The organism is Helicobacter pylori, from assembly GCF_011140715.1.
GTDB classification, from domain to species: Bacteria; Campylobacterota; Campylobacteria; order Campylobacterales; family Helicobacteraceae; genus Helicobacter; species Helicobacter pylori_DA.
Genome location: NZ_SFZZ01000076.1, coordinates 1 through 5,985 on the forward strand (window position 1 = coordinate 1; position 5,985 = coordinate 5,985).

The window sequence follows — 5,985 nt, forward strand, 5'->3', positions numbered from 1 at the left end:
ATAAAACATTTCAACATTTCATAAGATAAAAAGATAAAACGCATCGCAAAATAAAACATGTCATCAAATAAAACATTTCGTAAGATAAAACATTTCAACATTTCATAAGATAAAAAGATAAAACGCATCATCAAATAAAACGCATCATTAAAATAAAACATTTAATAAAACACATCATAAGATAAAAAGATAAAACACATCATAAGATAAAAAGATAAAGTGCATCATAAGATAAAAAGATAAAACGCATCGCAAGATAAAACGCATCATTAACCATTGATTAAATACCACTAGATACAATACCGAGTGTTATCTTTTGTCAAAAAGGGGTAGAAATGGCATCCAATCATCCAATCATCCAATCATCCAATCATTCAATCATTCAATCATCCAATCATCCAATCATCCAATCATTCAATCATTCAATCATTCAATCATTCAATCATTCAATCAAGCAACGCTACCCTATTGTTATAACTTTTGCAAAAACCCGCTTAAAAATCCCCTATTTTTTATTCTTCCTCTTTTCATTAACCCTTGCATTAACCCTTTTATTCCCTCTCTCATTAATCCGTGCCACAACATTTTTAAACCATTTGATTCCATAAGCCCCATTTTTAAACCAGTGGGGCTTACAGAGTTAAATTCAAAGGAGAAATGATGGCAAAAGTAGAAGTGGAGTTAAAAAAACTCTATCAAATTTTAGTGGATGCTAAATATTTTTATCAGGTTCCCGATTACCAACGCCCTTATGTGTGGGATAAAGATCATTTAGGGGCTTTGATTGATGATCTAGTGGGCAGCTATACAAACAACAGAGAAGATGGGTATTTTTGCGGCTCTATTGTGATCGCTGAAAATCCAAAAGATAAAAGATGGGATGTTGTGGATGGCCAACAGAGGCTAACAAGTTTTATTATCTTGGCTTGCACGATTTTAAGGCTTTATAAACACAGGTTAGGGCAAAAATCTAAAGATTTTATTGAAGGGAGTATTTATGATAAATACGATAAAGAAAAAGAGCGTCTGAAGTTCTTAACCGCTCAAAATTACAATAGTATTTTTGAAAACACGGTGTTAAACAATTTAGAGTTTGAAGATAACATTAAAAAGAGCGAATTGAATAAGAAATTTGAAGAAAACACTTATTTGCGTAACGCTTATTATTTTAGAGAGCTATTGAATGAGAGCATGGAAAATGGTTCCATAAGCGATATGGATGATTTTGTCAAGTGGTTTTATGAACACATTGATTTGACTAGGATCATTTGTTTTGAGCAAGACAGCGCGATGCAAATCTTTCAAGTGTTAAACGACAGAGGCCAACCCTTAAGCCCTATTGATATTTTAAAATCCAGTTTGATGCAAGAAATCAAACAAGATAGTGAAAAGCGTAAGGATTTTATAACCACTTGGGACAAATTGGTTGAAGCTTGCAAGAGCGTTGAAGGCATAGATATTGATTTGGAAGACTTTTTTAACATGTATTTAGAATACGCTGATCCTAGCGCTTCTAAAAAGAGAGCCGATAAGGGATTAAAAAAGGTATTCAAAGACAGCAAAAAAGACGCTTGCGGGTTCATCTATGAGATCAGCGAGTTCATGAAAGCCTATACCGCATTGCTAAAAAAACCAGACCGATACATTTATTTATTGAGATACCTTCCTTCCAGATTTTGGGCCAGTATTTTAACGACAGCCCTTTATGTCAAATACCCTGATTTTGACGCTTTGAAAAGGCTTTTGGTGTCTTATTATTATCAAACTTGGATTGCAGGAGGCACGATCACGCGCATCAAGCAAACGAGTATCAACATTATCAAAAATGTTAAAAACAATAAGGGCATTGAAACCATCCAAAAGCTTATACTGGATAATATAGAATCTTATAACACCTTTAACCAATACCACTATAACTTATGGGATAGTTATTCTGTTTATCCTAGCAAATGGTTACACCCTGTCTTAGCCCTAGCTAACTATTTCATGGCAGATGAAGAGAAACCCCATTTTATCGCTATGGATTCTGAAACCCAAGTGGAGCATATTTTGCCCCAAAAGCCCAAAATAGGCAGTCAATGGAATGCGGATTTTGACAAAGAAAAAAGAGAAGAATGGGTGAATCATATCGCGAATTTAACCCTTTTAAAGCGTAAAAAGAACGCGCAAGCTTTAAACATGGATTTTGATGAAAAAAGAAAAATTTATGGTGGCAAAGACCCAAGCAAAGTGATTAGCTGTTATGACATCACTAAAGAATTGTATAGCGATTATAGGAAGTGGGATGAGAAGTCTCTCCAAAAGCGACACGACTTTTTGTATGAAATTATCACGCCTATTTTACACATAGAAGGGCAAGAAGAGGAAATTGAAGATGATTTTGATCTAGAATGATTGAAGATTGCTAAGCATAAAAACAACAAAGGGGATAATCAATGCCCAAAAAAGAACCATTAAAGATAGCAAAGAAAAGGATTTTTAAAGACTTCTTAAAAGAAGTCAAACAACACCGCCCCATTGTTTTCTATACAGATAATGATTGTGATGGCATGTTAGCTGGCAGCGTTTTAATGTCTATGTGTTACAGATTGGGTATTAAAGATTTCTTTTTCTTTAGCCCCTTAAGGAATGCACATGGTTATGGTTTCACTGATTTAGCCATAAATGATTTATTGTCTAAACCTTGTATCTTTAACCCTAAAACCAACCAATTAGTCCGCCTAGATTGCATTAAAAACCAATTTCAAAAAGACCCCTTATTGTTTAGCACTGACTTGGGGGCGGATTTAGTTTCTAACATAGAATTACAAAAAATCTTATTAGAGCGTTTTGAACAATGCATCATCACAGACCACCATAAGAGTTTTGAAGTTGATTGGATTGATAAAAATAAAATCGCCTACATTAACCTGAATGATGAAAAAGACGCTAACTATTATAGCGGGGCTTTCACAAGCGCTTTAGTGTTTAGTCAAATCTTTCAAATACAAACCACTCCTTTAGAAGAAGAATTGATCGCTATCACGCTTTTAAGCGATCGCATTGATTTGGATAACGGGGATAATTTGGATATGGTTTTGAATTTAGCGCAACCTAAACATGACCGTATTGAATGCTTTTTCAAAGATAGAGATCTTTCTTTAGCCCAAGACGATTTAGATGAAATTTCTAACTTATACGGCTTTAATTGCATCAATTACATCAACGCTTTAAGCCGTTTGAGTGGGGCTAGAGAGTTTAAGGGTTGTTATAATAGCTATTTGCATTATCTGGTTTTAAAGCATTTCAACCCCATAAGCGATCCGCGCTTGAGTGTCTTTAACGTTAAGGAATTCAAAAGATACAACGACATTAAAAAGAAAATGGTGAAAGAAAGCGAAGAAAACGCTCAAATTTTTTCTTGTAACAAAATATTAGTGGCTATTTTAGATGAAAGCTGTTCTATTAAAGTGGGTGTCAGCGGTTTAGTGGCTGATAGATTTTTAAAAAAATACCCTTTCAATCGCTCTCTTTGTATCTATAGAGACAATAAAGACGGGTATAGCGGTAGCGCTAGGGGTGATGGGACTTTTTTAAGCCAGATTAAAACCATTCCTTTAATACAAGCTGGCGGGCATGAGGAAGCTTTTGGGTTGAGCTTTGCAAAAGAGGATTTTAAAAAAGTGATGAAAAGCTTACAGGCCTTATAAAGTCAAATAACGCTAAGGCTGAATGTTAAAAAAGAGGACTTGACATGTTATTGGATTATGATTTTTTATTGTTATTGAATGATGAGAGCGGGAAGCCAACCAGATACTACTATTTGTTACAAGATTTTGAAAAGGATTTTGTGGCTAGTGAAGTGGCTCAAAACAGAGCGAGGCAATTCGTTAAGGAAATCATTGGGAGCGAGAAAGCCTCTAAAACTAAAAACAGCGCCATTGAAGTTTCTAACACGAAAGCTTCTGCTATTGGGAGCGAAACGATTGGAAGTTATGATCTTAAAAAGGCGTGTGAGAAAATCAAAAGCGGACTACCTTTTGGGATTATCTCAGCCTTTAAACCCTTTAAAGACGCTTTTTACAGAGATTTCAATCATAATGAGCAAAAATTACTGATAGTGGCAGCTAAAAGCGGTTGCATTCAATCTAGTGCTGATAAACTGGCTCAGTTAAAAACGCGCTTACTCTATTGGCAGGACAAATCTGTTAAAGTGGATTGGGATAAACCCATTTTGATTAAGGACTTCTTTAAAGGCAATAATTACCTTTATAGGAGGTTGTGTTTTTTATTGGGGAAGCATTTTATGGACAGATTTTTTAAGAATAACGCTAAGGCGAGCGTGAAAGACTTTATATCCAGTAAGGAATTTGTCAGTAAATACCGATACACCCCCAAGCAAAATACAGAAAGAGCGAAAAAGCTGCAATCGTATTTAGAGAGTAAGCGTGATTTTATAGGGTTTGTTCAAACGCTTAACTCTTTGAAAGACAGCCCGCAAGATCCTTTTTTACCCGATGAAGAAATAAGCTTTTTGGTGTTCGCAAATGAGCCTACTATCATATTTAATTTAAGGGACTATTTATTGGTGTTAGTGCAAATATTTAACCAACAAGCGATCTGTTATTGTGAGAGCAAATGCCCTATAGAATTAATCAACGCTTCACCGGGTAAGGACTTTAACAAGACACAAGACAGCTTTTCAGACATCAAATTCTCAACGCCCAATCAATTAGAACAATCTCTCAACGCTCTTAAAAACAAGCTAGCTGCATTCTTTTCAAAACACCCTGATAAAAACAATGGTATAGAGTTTAATGAAATCGTTAAGACTCAAATAAAAGCGCTTTATATGCCACAATCTAGCGATGATTTTGATGATTTTCGCAAGGATCTTGAAGATAGCGTTAAAAGTTTTATCAGAGCGAAAAAAAATCGTTATGGTTTTCCTAGAATCTTTGATGTTGCAGACATAGAACAAGAAGAGAGGGAAGTCATTGAATGGCGAGAAAAAAAGAAAGCGTCAAAACAAAGTTACAAACAAAACCTTCAAATCAACAAAATCGCTAACGATTTAAAGCGTGATAAGATAGTGGATAAAAGAACGATTTTAAGCGTGATAGACGCTGATGCAGAATGTGGTTTTATCCCGCCTAAAGATTTGTTAAAACAATTAGAAAAAATTAGCGCTTCTCTTTCTAAAGACATCGTAATAGCGATAAGGCAAGTAGAAAAATTAGAGCTTAACTACGCGTTAATAGACAATATCCAGCATAACACGCTTGATGACACGATTGATTTTACCTTTATTGTTGGGGATTCTTTGAGCGTTCAGTCGCTTTATGTTACCTTTGATCTTGTGATTGACATGGATAGACCCATGAGCGAGCAGTTTCTCAACCACATTGGGAAATTGGGGAGTTTTGAATCTAGAGAGCGAGCGTTAGAGTGGGTGCGATTATCGCAAACTAAACTGATCATTGAAACGCCTAGAGAAGCGCTAAAAAATGCGGAATTATCGCAAATTGAAGAAATATTGACCGGCTGTATTTTTAATGGCGCTTACCGCCTTCAAAAACGATCTTAAAGGCAATAGACATGAAAATTTTAAGCAAAATTAAAACCACAACAAGGAGGAACAACGCCATGCCAAAAAGATAAAAAACATTGAATGGGCAATTATAGCGGAATTTAAAACAAATTTTTATCAAGGAGTATTTTGTGGGTTTTCAAAATGAAAATCAGTTAAAAGTAGGGGCGTTAGTCAAAGCCACAATCAATGACAAAGTGGTGGAGGCTAAAGTCATTAGCATTGGATTTAATCGTGTAACCTTAAGGAGCGAAAAAGGCAACGAAGCCACCTACGCTTTCAATAGCGACAAGTTCTTAAAGTGGTTCAATAAAGTTCCATTGACCGAGCATATGAGACTTCACGCTAAAAACAAAAAAGCGGAGAGGATTTGTTAAAAGGTCTTAAAATTGTAACTAGCGGACCGAGTGTTAAGG

2 protein-coding genes and 2 pseudogenes are annotated in these 5,985 nt (G+C 35.4%); all 4 read left to right on the forward strand.

All coding sequences use genetic code 11. The features are described 5' to 3' along the window. Window positions 1–660: 660 nt before the first annotated feature. Window positions 661–2,394: a DUF262 domain-containing protein gene (locus EWZ81_RS07730; protein ID WP_165549566.1), complete on the forward strand. Its 1,734-nt coding sequence runs from the start codon at window positions 661–663 to the stop codon at window positions 2,392–2,394. 41 nt (window positions 2,395–2,435) lie between these two features. Continuing rightward, window positions 2,436–3,689 carry a single-stranded-DNA-specific exonuclease RecJ gene (locus EWZ81_RS07735; protein WP_165549567.1) on the forward strand — a complete coding sequence of 418 codons (1,254 nt, stop codon included), beginning with the start codon at window positions 2,436–2,438 and terminating at the stop codon, window positions 3,687–3,689. A gap of 44 nt (window positions 3,690–3,733) precedes the next feature. Continuing rightward, a pseudogene (locus tag EWZ81_RS07740) lies at window positions 3,734–5,600 on the forward strand (hypothetical protein). Between the two features lie 100 nt (window positions 5,601–5,700). Further along, window positions 5,701–5,985 (forward strand): annotated as a pseudogene (locus EWZ81_RS07745) (hypothetical protein); the annotation flags it as partial.